Annotated in this window: 19 protein-coding genes; 16 read left to right on the top strand and 3 right to left on the bottom strand. The window is 68.9% G+C overall.

Annotation, left to right across the window (positions count from 1 at the left end; genetic code table 11):
• The first annotated feature begins 68 nt into the window (after positions 1 to 68).
• Positions 69 to 1,196: a DNA polymerase beta superfamily protein gene (locus tag R9X44_RS31180; RefSeq protein WP_319817931.1), complete on the top strand. Its 1,128-nt coding sequence runs from the start codon at positions 69 to 71 to the stop codon at positions 1,194 to 1,196.
• Positions 1,197 to 1,215: 19 nt separating this feature from the next.
• On the opposite strand, the gene R9X44_RS31175 is transcribed toward R9X44_RS31180, so the two are convergent.
• Together R9X44_RS31175 and R9X44_RS31170 are read right to left on the bottom strand one after the other, a co-directional pair.
• Positions 1,216 to 1,806 (bottom strand): exonuclease, encoded by a 591-nt coding sequence (locus R9X44_RS31175; RefSeq protein ID WP_319817930.1) that lies wholly within the window; start codon positions 1,804 to 1,806, stop codon positions 1,216 to 1,218.
• 40 nt (positions 1,807 to 1,846) lie between these two features.
• A complete protein-coding gene (locus R9X44_RS31170) occupies positions 1,847 to 2,728 on the bottom strand; it encodes a RecB family exonuclease (RefSeq protein ID WP_319817929.1) in 882 nt (293 codons plus the stop codon).
• 62 nt (positions 2,729 to 2,790) lie between these two features.
• Between R9X44_RS31170 and R9X44_RS31165 the strand changes: the two genes are divergently transcribed.
• From R9X44_RS31165 to R9X44_RS31120, 10 genes are all read left to right on the top strand, one after another.
• Entirely contained in the window at positions 2,791 to 3,906 is a 1,116-nt protein-coding gene (locus tag R9X44_RS31165) for a M50 family metallopeptidase (protein WP_319817928.1), read from the top strand.
• 64 nt (positions 3,907 to 3,970) lie between these two features.
• A complete protein-coding gene (locus tag R9X44_RS31160; protein ID WP_319817927.1) occupies positions 3,971 to 4,939 on the top strand; it encodes a tRNA (adenine-N1)-methyltransferase in 969 nt (322 codons plus the stop codon).
• Positions 4,940 to 5,141: 202 nt separating this feature from the next.
• Positions 5,142 to 6,902 (top strand): proteasome ATPase, encoded by a 1,761-nt coding sequence (arc, locus tag R9X44_RS31155; RefSeq protein ID WP_319817926.1) that lies wholly within the window; start codon positions 5,142 to 5,144, stop codon positions 6,900 to 6,902.
• 165 nt (positions 6,903 to 7,067) lie between these two features.
• On the top strand, positions 7,068 to 8,585 hold the full coding sequence (gene dop, locus R9X44_RS31150) for a depupylase/deamidase Dop (RefSeq protein WP_319817925.1): 1,518 nt from the start codon (positions 7,068 to 7,070) through the stop codon (positions 8,583 to 8,585).
• A gap of 326 nt (positions 8,586 to 8,911) precedes the next feature.
• Entirely contained in the window at positions 8,912 to 9,121 is a 210-nt protein-coding gene (locus tag R9X44_RS31145) for a ubiquitin-like protein Pup (RefSeq protein WP_319817924.1), read from the top strand.
• Positions 9,122 to 9,230: 109 nt separating this feature from the next.
• Positions 9,231 to 10,208, top strand: coding sequence for an endonuclease domain-containing protein (locus tag R9X44_RS31140; protein ID WP_319817923.1), 978 nt, complete (start codon positions 9,231 to 9,233; stop codon positions 10,206 to 10,208).
• Between the two features lie 330 nt (positions 10,209 to 10,538).
• The gene (prcB, locus tag R9X44_RS31135; protein ID WP_319817922.1) at positions 10,539 to 11,381 is read left to right on the top strand and encodes a proteasome subunit beta; all 843 of its coding nucleotides are present in this window, start codon (positions 10,539 to 10,541) and stop codon (positions 11,379 to 11,381) included.
• Between the two features lie 42 nt (positions 11,382 to 11,423).
• On the top strand, positions 11,424 to 12,173 hold the full coding sequence (gene prcA / locus R9X44_RS31130) for a proteasome subunit alpha (protein WP_319818060.1): 750 nt from the start codon (positions 11,424 to 11,426) through the stop codon (positions 12,171 to 12,173).
• Between the two features lie 156 nt (positions 12,174 to 12,329).
• Positions 12,330 to 13,688, top strand: a complete 1,359-nt coding sequence (gene pafA, locus R9X44_RS31125) for a Pup--protein ligase (RefSeq protein ID WP_319817921.1) — start codon at positions 12,330 to 12,332, stop codon at positions 13,686 to 13,688.
• Positions 13,689 to 13,822: 134 nt separating this feature from the next.
• Entirely contained in the window at positions 13,823 to 14,761 is a 939-nt protein-coding gene (locus tag R9X44_RS31120; RefSeq protein ID WP_319817920.1) for an FKBP-type peptidyl-prolyl cis-trans isomerase, read from the top strand.
• Positions 14,762 to 14,765: 4 nt separating this feature from the next.
• On the opposite strand, the gene R9X44_RS31115 is transcribed toward R9X44_RS31120, so the two are convergent.
• Positions 14,766 to 15,842, bottom strand: a complete 1,077-nt coding sequence (locus tag R9X44_RS31115) for a DUF3866 family protein (protein WP_319817919.1) — start codon at positions 15,840 to 15,842, stop codon at positions 14,766 to 14,768.
• Between the two features lie 32 nt (positions 15,843 to 15,874).
• Between R9X44_RS31115 and R9X44_RS31110 the strand changes: the two genes are divergently transcribed.
• From R9X44_RS31110 to tatC, 5 genes are all read left to right on the top strand, one after another.
• Positions 15,875 to 16,831 (top strand): helix-turn-helix transcriptional regulator, encoded by a 957-nt coding sequence (locus R9X44_RS31110; protein WP_319817918.1) that lies wholly within the window; start codon positions 15,875 to 15,877, stop codon positions 16,829 to 16,831.
• On the top strand, positions 16,828 to 17,778 hold the full coding sequence (locus tag R9X44_RS31105; protein WP_319817917.1) for a helix-turn-helix transcriptional regulator: 951 nt from the start codon (positions 16,828 to 16,830) through the stop codon (positions 17,776 to 17,778). The genes R9X44_RS31110 and R9X44_RS31105 overlap by 4 nt, the downstream gene beginning before the upstream one ends.
• Positions 17,779 to 18,112: 334 nt before the next feature.
• Positions 18,113 to 18,307: a hypothetical protein gene (locus R9X44_RS31100; protein WP_319817916.1), complete on the top strand. Its 195-nt coding sequence runs from the start codon at positions 18,113 to 18,115 to the stop codon at positions 18,305 to 18,307.
• Positions 18,308 to 18,504: 197 nt separating this feature from the next.
• Positions 18,505 to 18,777 carry a Sec-independent protein translocase subunit TatA gene (tatA, locus tag R9X44_RS31095; protein ID WP_319817915.1) on the top strand — a complete coding sequence of 91 codons (273 nt, stop codon included), beginning with the start codon at positions 18,505 to 18,507 and terminating at the stop codon, positions 18,775 to 18,777.
• A 46-nt stretch (positions 18,778 to 18,823) separates the two neighbouring features.
• Positions 18,824 to 19,678 carry a twin-arginine translocase subunit TatC gene (tatC, locus tag R9X44_RS31090; protein WP_319817914.1) on the top strand — a complete coding sequence of 285 codons (855 nt, stop codon included), beginning with the start codon at positions 18,824 to 18,826 and terminating at the stop codon, positions 19,676 to 19,678.
• Positions 19,679 to 19,697: the final 19 nt, after the last annotated feature.

The following is a 19,697-nucleotide window of genomic DNA, read 5'->3' as shown; positions in this document are numbered from 1 at the left end:
GGTTTGCCGGGAAGGCGTGGATCTGGCACCTTGACGGGACCTTTCCCGTCCCGTCCTGGAGTCGTGCCATGCGTCCCGGTACCGTGCTGCTCGCCGGAACCGTCGGCTCGACCGCCTACGGGCTGGCGACCCCGTCGTCCGACCTCGACAGGCTCGCCGTATACGCCGCCCCCACCTCGGCGTTCCACGGCCTCACCCCGCCCACCGGACGGCGCGCCTCACACGTCACCTCGGGGCCGGGCGGCGACGACGTCACCCTGCACGAGGCCGCCAAGTACGCCGCGCTCGCCCTCGACGCCAACCCGACCGCGACCGAACTGCTCTGGCTGCCCGACCGGCTCTACGACGTCCGCACCCCGCTCGGCGACGCCCTGACCGCGCTGCGCGGCTCCTTCCTGTCGGCGGGAAGGGTCCGCGACGCCTACTTCGGCTACGCCGCCGCCCAGTTCCGCCGCGCGGAGGCCGGGAAGGCGGGGGCCCGCACCGCCAAGGCCGCCCGCCACCTCGCCCGCCTGCTCCACCAGGGCCTCGACCTGTACCGGACCGGCCGCCTCACCGTCGAACTCGCCGACCCCGAGGCGATCCGCGCGTTCGGCGAACGGTTCGCCTCCGGCGACACGAGCGAGGCCCGCGCGCTGCTCGCCGCGACCGAGGACGCCTTCGCCGCCGCCCGCTCACCCCTGCCCGACGCACCCGACACCGAGGCCGCCGAAGCGTGGCTGCACGCCGTCCGCGCCGCCCACTACACCGCGCCCACCCCGCCCGGCGCGCGCCCCTGGCTCGTCGACCTCGACGGGACGGTCGCGCTGCGCGACCAGGCCATGGAAAGGCCGCGCTCGCCCTACGACATGACCCTCGTCGGCACCGACCTGCCCAACGAACCCGTCATCACCGTCGTCCGGGCCCTCGCGGCCGCCGGACACCCGATCGTCTACATGTCGGGCAGGGGCGAGCGCGCCCGCGCGGCGACGTCGGCGTGGATCGCCCACCACATCGCCGTCCCCGGCCTCGACCTGCTCATGCGCGCCGACGGCGACCACCGGCCCGACGAGACCGTCAAGTCCGACCTGTACCGCGACCGCGTCGTCCCCGCGTACGGGCCCGCCGCGGGCGTCATCGACGACCGCGCCAAGGTCGTCGCCATGTGGCGCGCCCTCGGCCTCACCGTCCTGCAGTGCGCAGAAGGCGACTTCTGACCCGCGACCCCCCGCGGGATCAGCGGACCCCGTCCCACACCATCAGGTTCTGCAACAACTCGGCCTGCTCGATCGCGTCGTCCAGCGCGTGATGCGTGTGCGGCCGCGCCGACAGCAGCCGACGCGGCATCGAACTCTTGACCGCGTCACGGATCTGCGCGCCCGCGCGCGCCGCGTACAGCGTCTTGATGTCCAGCGCCCGCGAGTGCCCGAACGGCGACCCCGCCTCGGCGAACCGCAGGAAGTACCAGTACATGAACATCCAGTCGAACCCCAGCGGATACGCCGCGAACACCGGCACCGCCCCCGCCTCGCGCGCCCGCGCCCGCACCCACGCGCCCGCCGCCGTCATCGCCGCCCGCGGGTCCTGCCCCTCGACCGCGAGCCGCTCCCGGTCGAGCCCGCTCACCGCCGCCGCCTCGGGCACGAACTCCGCGCTGATCGGCTTCAGCTCCGCGTAGAACGTGTGCTTGGCCGGCGGGTAGGGCGTGAACGCCCGGCCGTCGAACACCCCCGCCACCGACAGCCCGAAACTCGACATCGAGTACGGCCCCGGCACCGGACCGTCGGCCTCGACGTCACACGAGAAATAAAGATCGGGCGCACCCATACCCGCACCGTAACGGACGCGACCCCCCGGTGACCGAAACTCACACGTCGTCGGAGAAATCCCGCTGCGCCGGGATCACCCCACCTCCCGCCGCGGCCCGCGCCCCCTCCGGCAGTGGCGGCAGCACACCCCCGAACTCAGGACACCGCTCCTTGTGATCACACCAGTCGCACAACCGCCCGGGACGCGGCCGCCACTCACCCGTCTCCGCCGCCCGCGCGATCGCCCGCCACAGCGCCTCCAGCTTGCGCTCCGTCGCCCGCAGATCAGCCTCATCCGGCTGATACCGCAGCACCTCCCCGTTCCCCAGATACATCAACTGCAACAGCGCGGGCACCCGCCCCCGCGACCGCCACAGCACCAGCGCGTAGAACCGCATCTGGAACAGCGCCCGCGCCTCAAAATCAGCGCGCGGCGCGGACCCCGTCTTGTAGTCGACGATCCGCACCTCACCCGACGGCGCGACGTCCACCCGGTCGATGTAACCGCGCAGCTTCAACCCCGACTCCAGCACAGTCTCCACAAAAAGCTCACGGTCGGCGGGCTCAAGACGGCGCGGGTCCTCCAGCGTGAAGTAGCTGTCCACGAGCTCGTGCGCCCGCGCCAGCCACGCGTCACGCTCGCCCTCCGGCTCACCCTCGAACAGCGCCTCGAGCTCCGGCTCACGCGCCACGAGATCCGCCCACTGCGGCTCGAGCATCGCCCGCGCCGCGTCCGCCGTCCGCGCCTCCGCCGGAAGGTCGAACAGCCGTTCGAGCACCGCGTGGACCAGCGTGCCCCGCACCGCCGCAGGCGACGGCCGCTCCTCGATCCGATCGATCACCCGGAACCTGTACAGCAACGGACAAGTCATGAAATCGCCCGCGCGGGAGGGCGACAACGAACCGATCACCAGGGGCTCAGAACCGGTCGAGGAGGTCATGGCGAAGAGACTAGGGGACACGTACGACGGAACCGCCCCACCCGCTGGCTAGCATCGACAACGTGCGAAGAGACGAAGAACGCCCGCCAGGAATCACCCTCGGAAAGATCCTCGGCGTCCCCGTGTACGTCTCCCTCAGCTGGTTCCCCATCGCCTTCCTCATCACCCTCGGCTTCCTGCCCGCCGCCGAACGCGTCGCCCCCCAACCCGCCGCCACCGCCCTCGCCGCCTCCTTCGCCCTCCTGCTCTACCTGTCGGTCTTCCTCCACGAAGTCGGCCACGCCGCCACCGCACGCGCCTTCGGCCTCCCCGTCCGCGCCATCGTCCTGCACCTCCTCGGCGGCGTCACCCAACTCGAACGCGAAGCCGCCCGCCCCGGCGCGTCCTTCCTCATCGCCGCCGCAGGCCCCGCCCTGTCCCTCGCCCTCGGCGGCACGGGAGCCGCCGTCCTCATCCTCACCGAACCCGCCCCCGTCCCCGCACTCCTCCTCCAGGCGCTCACCCTCACCAACCTCATCGTCGGCGTCTTCAACCTCCTGCCAGGACTCCCCCTCGACGGCGGATTCCTCATCCGCGCCATCGTCTGGAAGATCACCGGCCGCGACCGCACCGGCACCGTCGTCGCCGCCCACACCGGCCGCGTCCTGGCCGCAGGCGTCCTCCTCGGCGGCACCTGGCTCGCCACCCGCACCCCCGGCATCGACTGGATCACCGTCATCTGGGCCGCCTTCCTCGCCTCCTTCATGTGGATCGCCGCCACCCAGTCCCTGCGCGCCGAACGCCTCCGCGACCGCCTCCCCCTGCTCACCGCACGCCGCCTCGCCCGCCGCGCCGCCACCGTCACCGCCGACACCCCCCTCGCCGTCGCCCTCGACCAGGCACGCGGCGCGGGAGCCGGCGCACTCGTCATCGTCGACGGCCACGGCCGCCCCACCGCACTCGTCAGCGAACACGCCGTCGAAGCCGTCCCGCCCGCCCGCCGCCCCTGGACCACCGCCGGCGAAGTCGCACGCGGCCTCGACGCCACCACCACCCTGTCCGCCGACATCTCCGGCCAGGAACTCCTCGAAGCCGTCCAAACCTCCGGAGCCACCGAACACCTCCTCCTCGACCGCGCCGGAGCCGTCTACGGCGTCCTGTCCACCGCCGACCTCCACCGCACCCTCACCGACACCTGACCCCCGCGCCCACCGCCCCCGCGCACCGGCCTGAAGACCCCCACAGGACCGATAACCTGGCCCGATGAGCGCGACCCACGAACCCGGCCCCCGCACCCCCCACGGCACCCTCCGCGACGGGGACCAGGTACAGCTCACCGACCCCAAGGGCCGCATCAACACCCTCACCCTCGCCGCAGGCAAGCAGTGGCACGGCCACAAGGGCTACCTCCAGCACGACGACATCATCGGCCGCCCCGAAGGCATCGTCGTCCGCTCCACCGGAGGCGTCGACTACCTCGTCTTCCGCCCCCTCCTGCAGGACTTCGCCGTCCGCATGCCGCGCGGCGCGGCGGTCGTCTACCCCAAGGACGCCGGCCAGATCATCGCCATGGCCGACATCTTCCCCGGCGCGCGCGTCGTCGAGGCCGGAGCCGGATCCGGCGCGCTGTCCTGCTTCCTGCTGCGCGCCGTCGGCGAACACGGCACCCTGTCGTCGTACGAGCGCCGCGAGGACTTCGCCGAAGTCGCCCGCAAGAACGTCGAGAAGTTCTTCGGCGGCCCCCACCCCTCCTGGAAGCTCACCGTCGGCTCCCTCGAGGACGCCATCACCGAGACCGACGTCGACCGCGTCGTCCTTGACATGCTCGCCCCCTGGGAATGCCTCGACGCCGTAGGCAAGGCACTCGTCCCCGGCGGCCTGGTCTGCGCCTACGTCGCCACCACCACCCAGATGTCCCGCGTCGTCGAAGGACTGCGCGAACACGGCTCCTTCGCCGAGCCCTACGCCTTCGAGACCATGGTCCGCTCCTGGCACGTCGAAGGACTCGCCGTCCGCCCCGACCACCGCATGGTCGGCCACACCGGCTTCCTCATCACCGCGCGCCGCCTCGCCGACGGCGTCACCCCGCCGCTGCGCCGCCGCCGCCCGGCCAAGGGCGCTTACCCAGAAACCCCCGAAACCGAACTCACCCGCGGTAACGAGAATGCCTTCCCCGCCGGCCCCGCGAACGTTACGGGCGGAGAATCGGAAATCGGTTCGCCTCCGGCGTAATCGACCCCCGCCTGCCGCGACACGCCGTGATTTTTCTGTTTCACCGACGTTTCTTTAGCCGTCCCGACCGTCCCGACCTGCCCGAACCGCGCGCCGTAACTGGACCGCCACGGTAAGGAAATGCAATAGTCAGGTTACGGATCCCCGCCAGATAGGTAGGGTCAGAGTAGGTCGTCGGCTCTTCGTGAGGAGGTGACGGGGCGTGGCCGCTCGTGATGACGCCGCAGGGCGAAAGGCGCACGACAGGGAGGTTCGTGACCTCCAGACGCAGCTCTCTTTCCTGGAGGAAGAGATCTCCGTTCTGCGTCGGAAGCTCGCGGAATCCCCCCGCCAGACGCGGGTGCTCGAAGAGCGCCTGCATGAGGCACAGGCGAATCTGGCAACAGTGACAGGCCAGAACGAGCGACTGGTGTCCACACTCAGAGAGGCACGAGAGCAGATCATCGCTCTCAAGGAGGAGGTCGACCGGCTGGCGCAACCGCCATCCGGCTACGGCATCTTCCTCAGTGCCCGTGAGGACGGCACCGTCGACATCTTCACCGGGGGCCGCAAGCTCCGGGTGAACGTCTCTCCGGCGGTGGAGGTCGACGACCTCCAGGTCGGTCAAGAGGTCATGCTCAACGAGGCCCTCAACGTGGTCGAGGCCCTCGAATTCGAGCAGCAGGGTGAGGTCGTCGCCCTCAAGGAGGTGTTCGCCGACGGCGAACGCGCCCTTGTCGTGGCGCACGCCGACGAAGAACGGATCGTCAAGCTCGCCGAACCCCTGCGCGGACTCACCCTCCGCGCCGGAGACTCGCTGATGCTCGACACAAGGTCCGGCTACGTCTACGAGAAGATCCAGAAGGCCGAGGTCGAAGAACTCGTCCTGGAAGAAGTCCCCGACATCGCCTACGAGGAGATCGGTGGCCTCGGCCCCCAGATCGAACTCATCCGCGACGCCGTCGAACTTCCCTACCTGCACGCCGAACTGTTCCGCGAACACAAGCTACGGCCCCCGAAGGGCGTCCTGCTGTACGGCCCGCCAGGCTGCGGCAAGACCCTCATCGCCAAGGCCGTCGCCAACAGCCTCGCCAAGCAGGTCGCCGAGAAGACAGGCCAGGAAGGCAAGTCCTTCTTCCTCAACATCAAGGGCCCAGAACTCCTCAACAAGTACGTCGGCGAAACCGAACGCCACATCCGCCTCGTCTTCCAACGAGCCCGCGAGAAGGCGTCCGCCGGCACCCCCGTCATCGTCTTCTTCGACGAGATGGACTCGATCTTCCGCACCCGCGGATCCGGCGTCTCCTCAGACGTCGAGAACACGATCGTGCCCCAGCTCCTGTCCGAGATCGACGGCGTCGAGGGACTGGAGAACGTCATCGTCATCGGCGCCTCCAACCGCGAGGACATGATCGACCCCGCGATCCTGCGGCCCGGCCGCCTCGACGTCAAGATCAAGATCGAGCGCCCGGACGCCGAAGCCGCCAAGGACATCTTCTCCAAGTACCTCATCCCCGAACTGCCCCTGCACCCCGACGACCTCAAGGAACACGGCGCCGACAACCAGCACACCGTCGACGCCATGATCCAGCGGACCGTGGAACGCATGTACGCCGAGACCGAGGAGAACCGCTTCCTCGAGGTCACCTACGCCAACGGCGACAAGGAAGTCCTCTACTTCAAGGACTTCAACAGCGGCGCCATGATCCAGAACATTGTCGACCGCGCCAAGAAGATGGCCATCAAGCAGTTCCTCGACACCGGCCAGAAGGGCCTGCGCGTCCAACACCTCCTCGACGCCTGCGTCGACGAGTTCTCCGAGAACGAAGACCTGCCCAACACCACCAACCCCGACGACTGGGCCCGCATCTCCGGAAAGAAGGGCGAACGGATCGTGTACATCCGCACCCTCGTCTCCGGCACCAAGGGCGCCGAATCCGGCCGCAGCATCGACACCGTCGCCAACACCGGCCAATACCTGTAAACCCCACACGCCACACCGGCGAACGAAACGGCGGGCACCCAGTGTGCCCGCCGTTTCGCGCGTTCACACACCGGCAACCCCCGTCTCACACAAGCGCAACGCAAAAACGCGCCGAACCGCCCTCCGCCCACCGAGATCCGCGAGAAGCACACTAGGCTCGGACACATGAGCGTTCGGCGGGTCATGGGAACAGAAACCGAATACGGCATCTCCGTACCGGGACAACCCGGGGCCAACGCGATGGTGACCTCGAGCCAGGTCGTCAACGCGTACCTCGCGGCATCAGCGGCACGGGCCCGCAAAGCCCGCTGGGACTTCGAAGAGGAGAACCCCCTGCGCGACGCGCGCGGCTTCGACCTCGCCCGCGAAGTCGCCGACCCCACCCAACTCACCGACGAGGACCTCGGCCTCGCCAACGTCATCCTCACCAACGGCGCACGCCTCTACGTCGACCACGCCCACCCCGAATACTCCACCCCCGAGGTCACCAACCCCCTCGACCTCGTCCTGTGGGACAAAGCAGGCGAACGCGTCATGGCCGACGCCGCGGGACGCGCCGCCCTCGTCCCCGGCACCCACCCCATCCAGCTCTACAAGAACAACACCGACAACAAGGGCGCCAGCTACGGCTGCCACGAGAACTACCTGATGAAGCGCGAGACCCCGTTCTCCGACATCGTCCGGCACCTCACCCCCTTCTTCGTCACCCGCCAGGTCTTCTGCGGCGCGGGACGCGTCGGCATCGGCGTCGACGGCCGCGGCGACGGCTTCCAGATCAGCCAACGCGCCGACTTCTTCGAAGTCGAGGTCGGCCTGGAGACCACCCTCAAGCGCCCCATCATCAACACCCGCGACGAACCCCACGCCGACCCAGAGAAATACCGGCGCCTGCACGTCATCATCGGCGACGCCAACATGAGCGAGATCTCCACCTACCTCAAGGCCGGCACCACCGCCCTCGTCCTCGCCATGATCGAAGACGGATTCCTCACCGCCGACCGCGGCATCGAATCCCCCGTCGCCTCCCTGCGCGCCATTTCCCACGACCCGAGCTGCAAACACCTCATCACCCTCAAGGACGGCCGCAAGATGACCGCCGTCCAACTCCAGATGGAATACCTCGAGCAGGCCCGCAAATACGTCGAGGACAAATACGGGACCGACACCGACGAGATGACCCTCGACGTCCTCACCCGCTGGGAATCCGTCCTCACCCGCCTCGGCGACGACCCCATGCAGCTGTCCCGCGAACTCGACTGGGTCGCCAAACTCGAACTCCTCGAGGGCTACCGCACCCGCGACGGCATCGACTGGGGCCACAGCCGCCTCGAACTCGTCGACCTGCAGTACTCCGACATCCGCCCCGACCGCGGCCTGTACAACAAACTCGTCGCGCTCGGCCGGTTCGACCGCCTCCTCACCGAGGACGACGTCACCCGCGCCATCGAGGACCCGCCCGAGGACACCCGCGCCTACTTCCGCGGCCGCTGCCTCGCCCAGTACGCCGACAGCGTCGCCGCCGCCAGCTGGGACAGCGTCATCTTCGACGTCCCCGGCCGCGAGTCACTGCAACGCGTCCCCACCCTCGAACCCCTGCGCGGCACCAAGACCCACGTCGGCGCGCTCCTCGACCGCTGCCGCACCGCCGCGGACCTCCTCGCCGTCCTGGCCGGCCAGGGCTGACCCCGGCCCCCAGACGGCCCCTCAGGGCCCCGCACACACCCGTGTGCGGGGCCCCGGCGCTTCCCCCGGGCCCTTGACCGCCACCGCCGTCAGCAGCCGGGCCGCCTACCCCCCAACCCCACCCCGCAGTCCCTTCGGGACTGCGGGGAAGGCGATCTCCCACCACACCTTGATGTGCCCTTTACCCCGTTTCGGCAAGCCGCGTAAGGGCGATAACGGTAGGGACCCCTCCGGTCACTCTGCTCAGGGCGGAACGCCACCTACGCCAGCCCGTAGCAGCCCCGGGTAAGGTCGCCGTACACGCGGCACATACGGGAGGAGCCCTCATGGCCACCAAGGACACCGGCGGACAGAAGCAGACCACCCGACAGACCGAAGAGGTCGAGGAGACCACCACCGAGACCTCCTCCGACGTCCAGGAGCGCACCGAGAAGCTCTCAGACGATGTCGACGCGATCCTCGATGAAATCGACAATGTCCTAGAAGAGAATTCTGAGGAATTTGTCCGTGGGTACGTGCAAAAAGGCGGAGAGTGATAGTATGTCCGATTTGTTCCTGGGGTAAATTCGGGCAATTAGGAAAGGCTCGTACGCGGTTTTAAAGAACTGCGGACGAGCCTTTTGTGTTGGCCTTAATACCCCCCGCATGACGACAAAGCGCTGCCGCGACTGCGGCGAGTCCAAGGCCATCACCGAGTTCGGCCGATACCGACAGTCCCCGGACCGAATCCACCTTTACTGCAAGGTGTGCATGAGCGACAGGAACGCCGCCCGGTACCGGGAAAGGCAGGCGAAGGCGGGCAAGACGGTCCGCCCCTTCCGGCGTCACCTCGACGTCCCCGCGGGCCAGAAGTACTGCCCCGCGTGCCAGGAGATCCAGCCCGTCGCCAACTTCGGGAAGAACCGCGCGGCGAGGTCCGGCCTGACGGCCTACTGCCTGCCCTGCCACAACCGGATCTCGAGGGAGAACGTGGTGAAGCGGCACGGGAGTACCCGGGACTTCCACCTCAAGCGCCGCTACGGGGTCACGTCGGCGGGGGTCCGGTCGATCGTGGCGCGGCAGGGCGGGGTCTGCGCGATCTGCCGCCGTCCGGAGCCCGACCACGTGGACCACTGTCACTGGACCTCGATGGTCAGGGGTGTCCTGTGCTTCACGTGCAACGGCGCGCTCGGCCAGTTCGACGACGACCCGTGGCGGCTCCGTCAGGCCGCCCTGTACCTGGAGGGTCGGGTGGAGTGGCTGAACCAGGTCGTCGAGGAGCTCGAGGTGTCGGGGGTTTCCCGGCTGCTCCCGCGCAACCGGCCGGGTGAGGGGAGCAAGAGCAGGCGCGAGTACAAGCTGCGGCACAAGTACGGGGTCAGCGAGCCGTGGGTGGACGGCTTGTCCAGGCTCCAGCACGGCAGGTGCGCGATCTGTATGGAGGCGCCGATCACGCACGTGGACCACGACCACGGGACCGGCGTGTTCCGGGGCCTGCTGTGCACGGGCTGCAACTCCGGCATGGGGATGCTCGGCGATGATCCCGAGGTCGTGAGGTCGGCGGCGTTCTATTGCACTGCGGAGTTCGCGCGTCCGTGGGCGAGGCTCGATGAGCGCGGTATGTGGTGTGCGATCAGTGGTTAGGGCGTCGTGGGGTGGGGCTGGGTGGGGGCCGTGGTGGAGACGGGACCGCTGGGGCGGGGAGACGAGTTGGCTTCGTTCGGTCGGGGTGGGTGGGGGATGGGGGGTTGGTGGGGGAGTGCTGGTCGGGGGGTGGGGGTGTGCGGGGGTGGTGGGGAGGTTGGGGGTGGTTTGGCGGGGGTTGCTTGGTCACGATTTGGGGGTCGGGGGAAGTGGGGGGCGGGTGGGGGGTTCGCCGAGGGCGGAGCGAGGGAAGATCTCGCGGCATGCGGAAGACGGTCGAATGTCAGTAGGGTCGAGACAGTTCTACCGGCGTGCTGGGGAAGGAGTCGCATGGCGTCTGTGCCGATGGGCGGGGGTCTTCCGGGGGTCTTCATGAACTCGGGACCGTCGTCGTTCGCTGACTTTCTGGGGGCCTGGCGGCCCGAGTTGCTCCCTGGGGGCCGGATGGTGTCGGGGAGCGCGGAGCATCTGAACATCCCGCACGCGACGACGATCGTGGCGGTGACGTTCCCGGGTGGTGTGATCATGGCGGGTGACCGCCGGGCGACCGCGGGGAACGTGATCGCGCAGCGTGACATCGAGAAGGTGTTCCCGGCGGACGAGTACTCGGCGGTGGCGATCGCCGGGACCGCGGGGATCGGGCTGGAGATGACGCGGCTGTTCCAGGTCGAGCTTGAGCATTACGAGAAGATGGAGGGTCGGCTGCTTTCCCTCGAGGGGAAGGCGAACCGGCTGGCCACGCTGATCCGCGGGAACCTGGGGATGGCGATGCAGGGCCTCGTGGTCGTGCCGCTGTTCGCGGGTTATGACCTGGAGCGGGGTGTCGGACGGATCTTCTCCTACGACGCGGCGGGCGGCAGGTACGAGGAGCACGACTTCCATTCGATCGGGTCGGGTTCGGTGTTCGCCAAGGGCGCGTTGAAGAAGTTGTGGCGTCCTGACCTGTCGGAGGACGACGCGCGTGTGGTGTGCGTGCAGGCGCTGTACGACGCGGCGGACGACGACTCGGCGACGGGCGGGCCTGATCTGACGCGTGGGATCTTCCCGGTGCTGGCGTCGATCACCGATGACGGGTTCCGGCGGGTGCCGGACGAGGAGGTCGGTGACGTGGCCCGGGCCGTCGTGCAGGCGCGGTATTCGTCGCCGGGCGGTCCGAACGCCCCCTTGCGGTAATCGTCCCGGGTCAGGCTGGAGAAGGGTCAACAAGCGATGTCGATGCCGTTTTATGTGGCGCCCGAACAGCAGATGAAGGACCGCGCGGATTACGCGCGCAAGGGCATCGCCCGGGGTCGTTCTGTGGTGGTGCTGCAGTATGACGACGGGATTCTGTTCGTGGCGGACAATCCGTCGCGGGCGCTGCACAAGATCTCGGAGATCTACGACCGGATCGCTTTCGCGGCGGTCGGGAAGTACAACGAGTTCGAGCAGCTTCGGTTGGCCGGGGTGCGGTACGCGGATGTGAACGGGTACATGTACGACCGGTCGGATGTGACGGCGCGGGGTCTGGCGAACGCTTACGCGCAGAGCCTCGGTGCGATCTTCACGGAGCAGACGAAGCCTTATGAGGTGGAGCTGGTCGTGGCGGAGGTCGGTGATGACGCGTCGAGTGACCAGATCTACCGGTTGACGTTCGACGGGTCGGTGGCCGACGAGCACGGGTTCGTGGCGATGGGCGGTGCGGCGGACGCGGTGGCGACGGCGTTGAAGGAGGGGTATCGCGACGGCGAGACTCTTTCTGAGGCGTTGCGTGTCGCGGTGCACGCGTTGCAGCAGCAGGACTCCGAGAGGGTTCTCGAGGCGGAGAAGCTCGAGGTCGCGGTGTTGGACCGTAACCGTGACCGGCGGTTGTTCCGGCGGTTGGTGCCGTCGCGGATCGACGCGCTGCTGGCGGAGTCGGCGGGGTCGGCCGCCGCGTCGGGCGAGGCCGAGTCGCTTGAGTTGCCGGAGCCGCCTGCGGAGGGTTAGCCGGGCTGTTCGCAGCGGGGTCGCTTCGAGGGTTGAGTCCTCGGGGTGGCCCTGTTGTGCTTGTTGTGTGTTTTGTGCGATGGGTCGCCCACGAATCGTGAGAATCGTGGGGTGCGGAGACTGTTGGTCGGGGCTTTGGGCGCATAGGGTCATGGTGTGGACAGGCGCATTTTCGGGCTCGAGAACGAGTACGGGGTCACCTGCACCTTCCGCGGGCAGCGGCGGTTGTCACCTGATGAGGTGGCGCGTTATCTGTTCCGCCGGGTGGTGTCTTGGGGCCGGAGCAGCAACGTGTTCCTGCGAAATGGGGCGCGGCTCTACCTGGACGTCGGCAGTCATCCTGAGTATGCGACGCCTGAGTGCGACAGCGTGGTCGATCTGGTCACGCACGACAAGGCGGGGGAGCGGATCCTCGAGGGTCTTCTGGTGGACGCCGAGCGGCGGCTGCGGGAGGAGGGGATCGCCGGGGACATCTATCTGTTCAAGAACAACACGGATTCCGCGGGGAACTCCTATGGGTGTCACGAGAACTATCTCGTGGGGCGGCATGGGGAGTTCGGCCGGTTGGCTGATGTGTTGATTCCTTATCTTGTGACGCGGCAGATCATCTGTGGCGCCGGGAAGGTGTTGCAGACGCCGCGTGGTGCGGTGTACTGCGTGTCGCAGCGGGCCGAGCACATCTGGGAGGGTGTGTCGTCGGCGACGACGCGGTCGCGTCCGATCATCAACACGCGGGATGAGCCGCATGCTGATGCCGAGCGGTTCCGTCGGCTGCATGTGATCGTGGGTGACAGCAACATGTCGGAGACGACGATGTTGTTGAAGGTCGGGGCGACCGATCTTGTGTTGCGCATGATCGAGGCCGGTGTGGTGATGCGGGATCTGACGTTGGAGAACCCGATTCGGGCGATCCGTGAGGTGTCGCATGACATGACGGGCCGTAGGAAGGTGCGGCTGGCGAACGGTCGGGAGGCTTCGTCGCTGGAGATTCAGCGGGAGTACTTCTCGAAGGCGAAGGATTTCATGGATCGGCGTGGTGCTGATCCGTTGGTGCGCCGGGTGTTGGATCTGTGGGATCGGACGCTGACGGCGGTCGAGACCGGTGATCTTGACATGGTGGCGCGGGAGATCGACTGGGTGACGAAGTACCAGTTGATCGAGCGGTATCGCAAGAAGTACGACCTGCCGCTGTCGTCGCCTCGGGTGGCGCAGTTGGATCTGGCGTATCACGATGTGCATCGCAACCGTGGCCTGTACTACCTCCTGGAGAAGAAGGGGGCGGTGGAGAGGGTCGCGCAGGATCTTGCGATCTTCGAGGCGAAGTCGGTTCCTCCGCAGACGACCAGGGCGCGGTTGCGGGGTGAGTTCATCAAGAAGGCGCAGGAGAAGCGGCGTGATTTCACGGTGGACTGGGTGCATCTGAAGTTGAACGATCAGGCGCAGCGCACTGTGCTGTGCAAGGATCCGTTCCGTTCGGTGGACGAGCGGGTGGACAAGTTGATCGCGGGGATGTGACGGCCGTGGTGTGACGGTCGGGTCCGTGGTGGGGGCGGGTGTCCGTCTTCCGGTTCGTAGCCTCTTTTGCGGGGACTTACTGATCGGTAGGGTGGGCGCCCGTCCTTTTCGTTTGTCCTTAAGGGTTGTTGTTGATGCGTCGTCTTCTCGCGGTTTTGTCAGCCTCGGTGTTGGTGGTCTCGTCGTCGGCGGGGTGTGGGGGTGGGCCGGGGGAGCCTGAGGTCGAGGTGTCGGGGGAGTTCGGGGTGGTGCCGTCGGTGGAGTTCCCGCGTGGGGGTGCGCCGGGGGAGGAGTTCGCGGTGGAGACCGTGGTGGAGGGTGAGGGGCGTGCGGTGGCGGAGGGTGATCTTGTGGTGGCCGATTATGTGGGTTACACGTGGGCTTCGGGTGGGGCTTCGAAGTTGATCGGGAACAGTTTTCAGGGGGGTACGCCCGCGGCTTTTCCGTCGTGGAATCTCGTGCCGGGGTTGAAGCGGGCGTTGGTGGGGGCGAAGGCGGGCAGCCGTGTGGTGGCGGTGATTCCGCCGAAGGACGGTTATGGGACGCAGGGGTCGGAGCGGTTGGGGATCGCCGCCTCTGACTCGCTGGTGTACGTGCTCGATGTGCGGGGGTCGCATCCGAAGGGCGCTTCGGTGGCGGACGCTCCGGCGTTCGCGGGCGGGGACGGGCTGCCTGAGGTTTCGGGGGGTGACGTGCCGGGGGTGCGGGTGCCGAAGGCGTCGCCGCCGAAGAAGCTGACGGTGGAGACGGTGAAGACAGGTCCTGGCCGTGAGGTGAAGGCGGGTGATCTGCTCGCGATCCAGTATGTGGGGGCGCTGTGGCGGGACGGGAAGGTGTTCTCCTCGTCGTGGTCGGACGGGAAGGTGTACGCGGCGGTGATCGGCCAGCAGCAGGTGATCAAGGGCTGGGATGAGGCGCTGGTCGGCAAGAAGGTCGGGAGCAGGCTCCTTGTGGTGGCTCCGCCGGACATGGCTTACGGGGCCAAGGACATGGAGGTGAAGGGCCTGCCGAAGTACGGGATCAAGGCGTCGGACACGTTGGTGTACGTGATCGACGTGCTCGGCGCGTACTAGGGCGTCACAGGAGGGTCGCGGTGTGGCGGCCCGCGGCGGCGCAGGTGAGGAAGTACTCGAGGTCGCCGTCGAGGCGGCGGCCCATGGTGGACATGCGCACCCCCCAGGCGCTCTCGTCGGCTCTGAGGGCCGCTTCGAGGCCGTCGAGGGGGATGGTGAGGAGCCGGTGCCGGTCGGGCAGGGTGGCGGCCTGCTCGGCGACGCGGGCCCCGAACGGACCGGGCAGCGCGGGCACGGGCACGTCGGCGGGGGCGAGGGCGACCCTGCCGTAGGCGGTGAGGCTGTGGTGCGAGACGCCGACGTGGCGTTCGCGGGCGTCGCCGGAGGAGACCCGCAGGGACGCGACGGCACGGCCGCCGAGGGCGGCGGCGGCGTTGACGGCCTCGCCCGCGGTGACGCCGGAGAAGCCCCAGCGGGTGCCGGTGCCGAGGTTGCCGGGGCCCTGGGCGACGATGGCGACGTCGGCGTCCAGGACGCGTCGGGCGGCAAGCAGCCCCGTGTGGACGGTGACGGTCTCCAGGTCGCCGCCGAAGGACTGCCCGGTCGTGACGCACGCGGCGAGCACCCCGGCGGCCTTGAGCTGCGCGATCGACATGGAGAACCAGGCGGGCAGCGCCCCGCCGTCGGGCATGACGTAGACGACTCGGGTGCCCGGCCGGTCGAGCAGGAGGCCGGAAAGCAGGGCGGGGAGCGCGGAGTGGAGGTCGGCGATGAGGACGGGCATGCCTTCGAGGTCGTCGGCGTCGGCGAGGGCCGCGTGGTGGGGCGAGTCCTGTTCGTCCGCGCCGAGGACCGTCGCCTGTAGCGGCGTGTAGCGGGCCTTGACGAGGTGGCCCGGCCCTTGGGGGTCGGGGGGGAGCCGGTCGGGGACGGCGACGACCATGGCGTAGCCGCCGGTGCCGAGGCCGAGCGCCAGGGCGTTGGTGTTGAGCAGGACGGTGTCGCCGGGCTCGGGTCTGCCGACGAGTTCGGGGTAGGCCAGGGCCCTTGCCCCCTGCCCGTCGACTGTCACGTCGAGTTCGACCGCGCCCGGCCATTCGCGGCGGACGCCCTGCACTGTGCCTTTACGCCATCGGATCACGGGGAAGACGGTAGCGTTTCACCGCGAGGGAGGTGGCGCTGGAGATGTCGCGGCGCAAGACCGACCGGCTGCTGCATCTGGTGGTGTGCCTGCTGGCGACCAGGCGGTATCTGTCGGCGGAGCAGATCAGGAGGGCGGTTCCGGGATATCCGGACTCGCCGGAGGCTTTCAAACGCATGTTCGAGCGGGACAAGGACGAGCTGCGTGAGCTCGGCATTCCCCTCGAGCTCGGCTCGGACGACGACAACGAGGTCGGCTACCGGATCCCGCCGCACGCCTACGAGCTGCCGGACATCCATCTGACGCCGGACGAGGTCGCCGTGCTCGGCCTCGCGGCGCGGGTGTGGCAGCAGACGACGATGGCCGAGGCTGCCTCGGGCGCGCTGTTCAAGCTGCGCGCGGCCGGAATCGACGCCGATCCCGGCGGCTCGCCGGTGCTGGAGTCGCGGGTCGCGGCCGACGACCCTGCCTTCCCCGCGCTGTATGAGGCGGTGCGGGACGGGCGTCCCGTGGCGTTCGACTACGTGAAGATGGGCGGGTCGCAGGCGCAGCGGCGGGTCGTGGAGCCGTGGGGGCTGACCTCGCGGCGCGGCCGCTGGTACCTGGTGGGCTTCGACAGGATGCGCGGCGCGCACCGGGTGTTCCGGCTGTCGCGGGTGGCGGGCGCGGTGGCGTCGGCGGGCCCGGACGGGTCGGTGAAGGTGCCGCCGGGCACCGACATCCGGGCGCTGGCGTTCGACTTCGGGGAGCGGCCCGCCGAGCGGCGCACCGCCCGGGTGCGGCTGCGCAAGGGCGGCGCGCAGGGGGTGCGGCGGTGGGCGTCGGACGTGGTGCCGGTGGACGAGCAGTGGGAGGAGGCCGACCTGAGCGTCTGGGACGCCGAATGGACCGCCTCGAGCCTCGCCCGCTTCGCCGACGATCTCGTGGTGCTCGATCCGCCGGACCTGCGTGACGCGGTCATCCGGCATCTGAAGGGGGTGCTGTCGTGACGACGACGTCGTCGGACCGGCTGTCGCGGCTGCTGGCGCTGGTGCCTTACGTGGTCTCGCGCGACACCGTCAGCGTCGCGGAGGCGGCCGAGGCGTTCGGGGTGACCGAACGGCAGCTGCGCGACGACCTGAACCTGCTGTGGTGCCTTGAGCTGCGCTCGCCCGACCCGTACTGCCCGATCGACCTCAGCTACGAGGGCGGCGACATCACCGTCGCCGAGGCCGAGTCGATCAGCCGTCCGCTGCGCCTGGGCGCGGACGAGGCGGCGGCGCTGCTCGTGGCGTTGCGGATGCTCGCGGAGCTGCCGGGCGCGGCCGAGCGCGACGCGCTGAGCCGCGTGGTGGCCAAGCTGGAGGCGGCCGCGGGCGGCGCGGCGGAGGCGGCGCGTCAGGTGTCGGTGGAGGTCGACGTCCGCGCGGGCGCGCTCGGCCAGGTGCAGGAGGCGTTGCGGACGGGCCGCCGGCTGTTCCTCAGCTACTACGTGGCGGGCCGCGACGAGCACACCGAGCGTGAGGTCGACCCGATGCGGGTGCTGGTCGTGGACGGCCGCACCTACCTTGAGGGCTGGTGCCGTCGCGCGGAGGCGGTCCGGCTGTTCCGGATGGACCAGATCACCGCGGTGCGGGTGCTGGAGGCCGCGTCGTCGGTGCCGGCCGGCGTGCGCGGCCGTGATCTCGACGGCGGCCTGTACCAGGGCACCGCCCAGGACGTCCTTGCGACGTTCGAGCTGACCGTGCAGGGCAGGTGGGTGGCCGATTACTACCCGTGTGAGAGCGCCGAAGAGATCGGCGAGGGCAGGCTGCGGATCGTGCTGCGCGCGTCGGACGCCCGCTGGGTGCGGTCGCTGGCACTGCGCCTCGGCGACCAGGCGCGCCTCGTCGCCCCCGCCGAACTGGTCGACGGGGTCCGCGCCGACGCCGAACGCGCCCTGGCCCTCTACACCTAGCCCACCCACCCCCTCCCCCCCACAGTCCCGAAGGGGACCGCGAGGAACGCCCGGCCCGCCCGGTACATCCGTCCTCTTCCTCGCAGTCCCGAAGGCGGCCGCGGGGAATCCCTGGCCTGTGGGGTGCGTCTGATCTCTTTCGCGGTCCTGAAGGGGACTGCGGAATGCCCGGCCTGTCGGGTGCGTCTGGTCTCTTCCCCGCAGTCCCGAAGGGGGCCGCGGGGAGTGCCCGGTCTGTCGGGTGCGTCGGGCTCTTTTTCTCGCAGTCCCGAAGGGACTGCGAGGAAGGGCGGTGTGCGGGGTCGCGGGGGGTGGGCGGTGTAGGTTGGGGGGTGTGGGGTGGGCGATGACGTGGGTGGCGCTGACGGCCGTTGGCATGTGTGTTGTGGCGTTCGCCGGGTTCCGTCTGTTCGCCGCGGTGCGGGAGCTGGCGTGGGCGGTGGAGCGGACGCGGCGGCGGCTCGATCCGAAGCGGTCGCGGCTTCAGCGGAAGCTCGATCGGCTGCGGGAGCGCCTCCGCGACAGTTAAGGATGTCCGTTAAGTCCTGGTTTCGGGTGTGCTGTCGGGGGACGTGGGCGGGTCGGGGAGAGTAGGGTGTGGCCTGAGTTCACCGCTGGTGAATAGGTAAGAAAGCTTAGGGTTCACCTCTTTGGGCCGTTACGCACCACGGCATGCGGGGCGTAGCATCAAGGAGTCACAGCCCTGCCCCGCAGTGAGGACAGAACATGCCGAATTTGGGTTGGCCCGAGCTCCTGCTCATCGCCGTTGTGGTCTTGGTTCTCTTCGGCACCAAGAAGATGCCCGACGCCGCCCGCTCCCTGGGCCGCTCGCTGCGGATCTTCAAGTCCGAGACCAAGGGCCTGGTGAACGACGACAAGGACGACGTGCCCGCGCAGCCGCAGGCCGCGCCCGCGCAGGAGATCCCCGCCCCCAAGGCCGACGGGACCACCATCAGCGGCGTCCCGGTCAGCCCCGACCAGGTGAACCGCACCTCCTGAGCGCCGGCCCTTCCCCGTCACCAGACAACACCCCGAGGATGAGGACATGAGCGGGGCAAACCCCGATGGCCGCATGCCGCTCCTTGACCATCTGCGCGAGCTGCGCAACCGCACGGTCAAGGCGCTGCTCGGCCTGCTGGTCGGCATGGTCATCGGCTGGGTGCTGAAGGAAGAGGTCTGGCAGATCCTCCGGGAGCCGTTCTGTTCGGTCCCGCAGTCCACCGACCTCAAGGGCGACGAGTGCTCCCTTGTCGTCAACGGGATCTTCTCCTCGTTCTTCCTGAACGTGAAGATCGCGTTCCTCGTCGGCGTGGTGCTGTCCTCGCCGGTGTGGCTGTACCAGCTGTGGGCCTTCGTCGCGCCGGGCCTGCACCGCAAGGAGAAGCGCTGGACGCTGCTGTTCCTGACGCTGGCGCTCCCGCTCTTCCTCGTCGGCGCGGCCCTTGCTTACCTGACGGTCGAGCGGGGCATCGCGCTGTTCCTCGGGTTCACCCCCGACAACGTCGCGGCCCTGATCACCGTCGACGAGTACCTGCGGTTCGTGATCACCATGCTGCTGGTGTTCGGCCTCGCGTTCGAGCTCCCGCTGTTCGTGTCGATCCTGAACCTCGCGGGTGTGCTGCCGCACGCGGTGATCAAGAAGTGGCGGCGCGGGATCATCTTCGGGATCTTCGTGTTCGCCGCGGTCGCCACGCCGAGCGCCGACCCGATCACGATGGTGTCGCTCGCGATCCCGGTGATCATCCTGTTCTCGATGTCCGACGGGATCGCCTTCCTCGTCGACAAGAGGCGCGCCACCCAGCCCAGCCTGTACGAGGGCCTGTCAGACGACGAGGCGTCGGTGATCGACGACGAGCCGTCCGACATCGGCGAGCCCGAGCCGATCGAGGACCGGCGTTAACGACCGGAAAACCGGGTGG

The sequence above is a fragment of the Actinocorallia sp. A-T 12471 genome, from assembly GCF_033875155.1.
Classification (GTDB): Bacteria; Actinomycetota; Actinomycetes; order Streptosporangiales; family Streptosporangiaceae; genus Actinocorallia.
This window is presented reverse-complemented; position numbering and strand designations above follow the sequence as displayed.